This window comes from Desulfosarcina sp., assembly GCF_033791525.1.
GTDB lineage: Bacteria > Desulfobacterota > Desulfobacteria > Desulfobacterales > Desulfosarcinaceae > Desulfosarcina.
Map to the genome: position 1 here is coordinate 1 of NZ_JASJGN010000077.1, position 4,316 is coordinate 4,316.

The window sequence follows — 4,316 nt, forward strand, 5'->3', positions numbered from 1 at the left end:
ATCATTACAGACACCCTGCTGGTAATGAGAAGCGAAGATGGCGCTGCCTGACCCTGAATATCTGAAGGCGTTGAAAAGCAGAACCCTTGAACACCGGGTAAAAAAGGCTATCGCGGTATTGGACTGCTGCACTTTATGCCCTCGCCGATGCGGTGTGAACCGAACTGCCGGGGAAACCGGAACCTGCAAAACCGGCCGCCGGGCTGTGGTGGCCTCGTATAACGCCCATTTTGGCGAGGAGAGGCCCCTGGTGGGACGCAACGGATCGGGAACGATCTTTTTTTCGCATTGCAGCCTGCAGTGCAATTTCTGCCAGAATTACGAGATCAGCCACTTGGGAGAAGGCTGTGCGGTAGCGGACGATCAGTTGGCAACAATCATGCTGGAACTTCAACAAGCCGGTTGCCACAACATTAATCTGGTCACCCCCAGCCATGTGGTACCCCAGATTCTAAAGGCCGTTTATCTTGCAGCCCAACAGGGATTGTCCGTGCCGCTGGTTTATAATTGCAGCGGATACGATCGCGTGGAAACCTTGCAGTTGCTGGACGGCATCGTGGACATTTACATGCCGGACTTTAAATTCTGGTATGCCGATGTGGCCCGGGACACCTGCAATGCACCCGATTATCCTGAATTGGCCCGGCACGCGCTGCTCGAAATGCACCGCCAGGTAGGAGACTTGGTCATCGACAAAGTTAGTGGACTGGCTTACAAGGGCATCCTGGTGCGCCATCTGGTGCTGCCCGGCGGATTGGCGGGGACGGCAAAGATTATGGCGTTTCTGGCCAATTCACTGTCCCGGAACACCTATGTCAATGTCATGTCTCAATATCGCCCCTGCGGCCGGGCCCGAGAGATGCCGGCACTGGCCGTCACCCTGTCCCCGGCAGAATATAATCAGGCTGTCCGCGAAGCGAAAGCGGCAGGCATCACCCGCCTTGACAAACCTCGGCGGTTGTTTCAATGGTAGTAACATTTAAACCATTTCAATGGAGTTGATATGAAAAAATACATAGTGATATTGGTTCTGGTCTTTTGGATGGGCACGGGTCTGTCCGTGGCGGCCGATGCCCTGCCCCGGGTGAAACTGACCACCAGCCAGGGGGATGTCGTGTTGGAATTGAACAGCGCTGCGGCGCCGAAAACCGTGGATAACTTTCTGGCCTATGTCAAAGACGGCTATTACGATGGTGCCATTTTTCACCGGGTGATCGCCGGATTCATGATTCAGGGCGGTGGATTCGACGCGGAAATGAAGCGCAAGTCCCCACGACCCCCGATTGTCAACGAAGCCGACAACGGTCTACCCAATCGGACCGGCACCATTGCCATGGCCCGCACGGCGGATCCCCATTCTGCCAGCGCCCAGTTCTTCATCAATGTGAAAGACAACGCATTTCTGGATCACCGAGGCAAAACAGCTCAGGGCTGGGGATATTGTGTATTCGGCAAGGTGGTGCAGGGAATGGAGGTGGTGCGGACAATCGAAAACGTGCCAACCACCTCCCGTTCGGGAATGGGGGACGTGCCCAAAGCACCAGTGGTCATCGAGCAGGCGACGGTGGTCACGACCCAATAGGCTTGACAAAGGCTGAGGTCTATTTTAGTTTGATGGTACACTTCATTCTTCTACGTGGACCTCACTCGCTGCCGCCAGCACAACTTAACGGTTGATCCAATCAACCGAGCATCCCTGCATATGCATGAAAATTAGATAAGGATGCGGCGATCAATCTAGGCAAACAGGCGCGGGATAGCGGAAGATTTTACCGAACACCAAACGCCCCTTTTCCCTGCTCGGGAACCGGTTTCGTCAATGGTGCGAGCCGGTGGCCGGTTGCGGGGATCTTTCCTCCTTTTTCGAGATCACGGAGGAAACGCTTTTCCATCATCGCTGTGGAATCCGACGGTTTCTGCATCCCACGCTTGTTTCATTTTATTGGAATATCTCCCCTGAGCCCTCGCCATATACCCGTTGCCGGGCCTTTGCCGCTGCAACCAGCGGTGCCACCCGCTCGTCCACATAATCATAAACCCGGGCCCGGGATTTTCCCTGCGCCGGCCTTAAAATCCGTCCAAGGTACTGCATCACCCGGCCACTGAATCGGATCGGGGTGGCCATGAACAAGGTGGACAGGTCCGGACAGTCAAAGCCTTCACCAATCAACTGGCCGGTGGCGATCAACACATTGACCTGGCCTTTGTTGAGACGCGCCAGCACGGCTTTTCGCGCGTCATCGCTCAGATCGCCGGTGAGCAGATCCGAATGAACGCCTAACTTGTAACGCAGGATCCCCTGAAGCGTTTCACAGTGCTTCTTGCGGTCGGAGAGCACCAGGCAAACACCCTTGCCTGCCCGCACTTCCTTTTCCACATCCCATGCGATGAGCCGGTTGCGCGTATCATCGGCGGTCAGTTCGGACAACATGCGGGAGTAATCGTTGACCGGGTCGAAATAGGGTTCGAATGCAGTGATTCGAACAACCACATCTGCTTTTAGAATATGGCCTTTTTCCTCCAGTTTGCCCTTGTCCACCTCGTGGTGAACATCTCCCAAATGCCAGAATATGAGATTGGAAAGTTTGTCCCGCCGCCACGGCGTGGCGGAAAGGCCTATCATGTAGCGGCAGTCGAAAGCAGTGACTGCCTCCGTGAAGGTTCGACTGGGGGCCCGGTGGCACTCGTCCACGACGAGATGGCCCGTGCGGGGAACGATTTGATCCGTGCATCGGTAGAGGGTTTGAACCAGCGCCACGGTAATCCGCTCACCGATTCTACTTTTTCCTGCGCCGATCAGTCCCACCTGATCCGCAGGGATACCCAGAAACTGTTCGATGCGCTGGATCCACTGAAAGGCAAGATCCTTGGTGTGCACCACCACCACTGTCGGCTGGCGCCGCTGGGCGATCAAAAAGAGCCCAACGACGGTTTTTCCACTTCCCGTGGGCGCACTCAATGTACCAAAATCCTTTTTTAGCATTTCCGCTGCTGCTACGGATTGGAAGTCTTTCAGTGAACCGTTGAAGGAAAATTCCACATCCTGCATCAACCGGCGCTGATCGTCGATGCTATAGGAGAGATTCTCCCGCTTAAGCAGGAGAATCAACTGGCGGGCATATCCACGGGGGATGATGATCCCGTGTTTTCCGGCGCGTCGGTAAAAGCGAAGTATTTTCTTCGTTCCCCGGTTCCAGCGCCCCATGCGCTCGTTCTCAATCCATTTGGGGTTGAGCATCTGAAACCGCTCCACCAGCATGTCCAGCAGCTTGGCAGGGGCGTGATTGATCTTCAGGGAATGAGTGATGGTGATTTTCAATTCACCATTTTCAGTTTTTGAAGCACACAAAGCAGGCTCGCAGCGGACTATTGATAGAAGCGAAGGAAGACGGGAATCATAAATGTAATCATGATCAACACGCCCGGAATCGTCAGGTATGGGGCATACCATGGTTTCCCGGCAGATTTGGCTTTTCTGACTTCGGAAAGAAACCAGTTGCCAAGAAAAAATGCAGCGACGAGAATTGGGATTGCTTTAAGGATGGCCATGTCCGGAAAAATACTCCTGTGGGTGAAATCAAGCGGATGCGCCGGGAAGCAACGCCATTCTCAACGTGATATGGCGACCGTCTTTCCACGGCCAGAATTTGGCGATAATCACACCGTTCTCAAAACTTTTTTCGAAAAGGGTCTGTTCGATACGAATACTGCCGGTCCCCTCGGTGACCTCCAGATCCTTTGGCGTCGGAGACTTGCCACTGGGCTTCACCGGTTTTTCAAGGAAAGCGGACAAAATTCGCTCCCACTCCGCCAGATCACTTTGAAAAAATACCAGTTCAAAAAGGTCCTCACGGTCGCACCGTTTTTCATGAACATCCAAATGAACACAACAGTCCGAAATATCGCGGAGTTTCATCGCCACGCCTCTCCTTTTTAATTGGTAAATTCATCATCTATCAGCGTTGGATATCCAGAGAATAAAACACTTTTACTATAGGCGACCGCCGGCCATCTGTCAAAAACATAAATGACATTCAAGTTCCGACTGAGAATAAGCCTATGAAATCTCATGCGAAACGTTTCACGTGAAAACACACTCGGTGGTGTTGAAACAAAAATACCGGCACAAGTGTGTGGTCCATCCGTCAACCATCCCTGACGGTGAGTCGATTGGAGATCAACCCGTGAAAAAAATGGCCCGCAGCTGTCGAGAAGCGCCATCCAAGGTGAACATGGCAATTGGCGCATACGGCAATGCGCCACACGTAGCCGGCAAACCAGGTGAATTGGGACGAGCTGGGTCCGACATAACCGCA

The 4,316-nt window shown here is 53.5% G+C and carries 5 protein-coding genes; 2 read left to right on the top strand and 3 right to left on the bottom strand.

All coding sequences use genetic code 11. The features are described from left to right. Positions 1 to 37: 37 nt before the first annotated feature. Together QNK41_RS03770 and QNK41_RS03775 are read left to right on the top strand one after the other, a co-directional pair. Positions 38 to 973 carry a radical SAM protein gene (locus QNK41_RS03770; protein WP_319253903.1) on the top strand — a complete coding sequence of 312 codons (936 nt, stop codon included), beginning with the start codon at positions 38 to 40 and terminating at the stop codon, positions 971 to 973. Between the two features lie 30 nt (positions 974 to 1,003). Beyond that, the gene (locus QNK41_RS03775) at positions 1,004 to 1,582 is read left to right on the top strand and encodes a peptidylprolyl isomerase (protein WP_319253905.1); all 579 of its coding nucleotides are present in this window, start codon (positions 1,004 to 1,006) and stop codon (positions 1,580 to 1,582) included. 357 nt (positions 1,583 to 1,939) lie between these two features. On the opposite strand, the gene QNK41_RS03780 is transcribed toward QNK41_RS03775, so the two are convergent. From QNK41_RS03780 to QNK41_RS03790, 3 genes are read right to left on the bottom strand one after another with little or no spacing between them, the layout of a single operon-like run. Next, positions 1,940 to 3,319 carry a DEAD/DEAH box helicase gene (locus tag QNK41_RS03780; RefSeq protein WP_319253907.1) on the bottom strand — a complete coding sequence of 460 codons (1,380 nt, stop codon included), beginning with the start codon at positions 3,317 to 3,319 and terminating at the stop codon, positions 1,940 to 1,942. Positions 3,320 to 3,366: 47 nt separating this feature from the next. Further along, on the bottom strand, positions 3,367 to 3,549 hold the full coding sequence (locus tag QNK41_RS03785; protein WP_319253909.1) for a hypothetical protein: 183 nt from the start codon (positions 3,547 to 3,549) through the stop codon (positions 3,367 to 3,369). Positions 3,550 to 3,577: 28 nt separating this feature from the next. Continuing rightward, positions 3,578 to 3,922, bottom strand: a complete 345-nt coding sequence (locus QNK41_RS03790; protein WP_319253911.1) for a hypothetical protein — start codon at positions 3,920 to 3,922, stop codon at positions 3,578 to 3,580. Positions 3,923 to 4,316: the final 394 nt, after the last annotated feature.

Bases quoted from the DNA above. Each gene is read 5' to 3' on its own strand.
- QNK41_RS03770 (WP_319253903.1), top strand. From the start codon at position 38: ATGGCGCTGCCTGACCCTGAATATCTGAAGGCGTTGAAAAGCAGAACC.
- QNK41_RS03775 (WP_319253905.1), top strand. From the start codon at position 1,004: ATGAAAAAATACATAGTGATATTGGTTCTGGTCTTTTGGATGGGCACG.
- QNK41_RS03785 (WP_319253909.1), bottom strand. From the start codon at position 3,549: ATGGCCATCCTTAAAGCAATCCCAATTCTCGTCGCTGCATTTTTTCTT.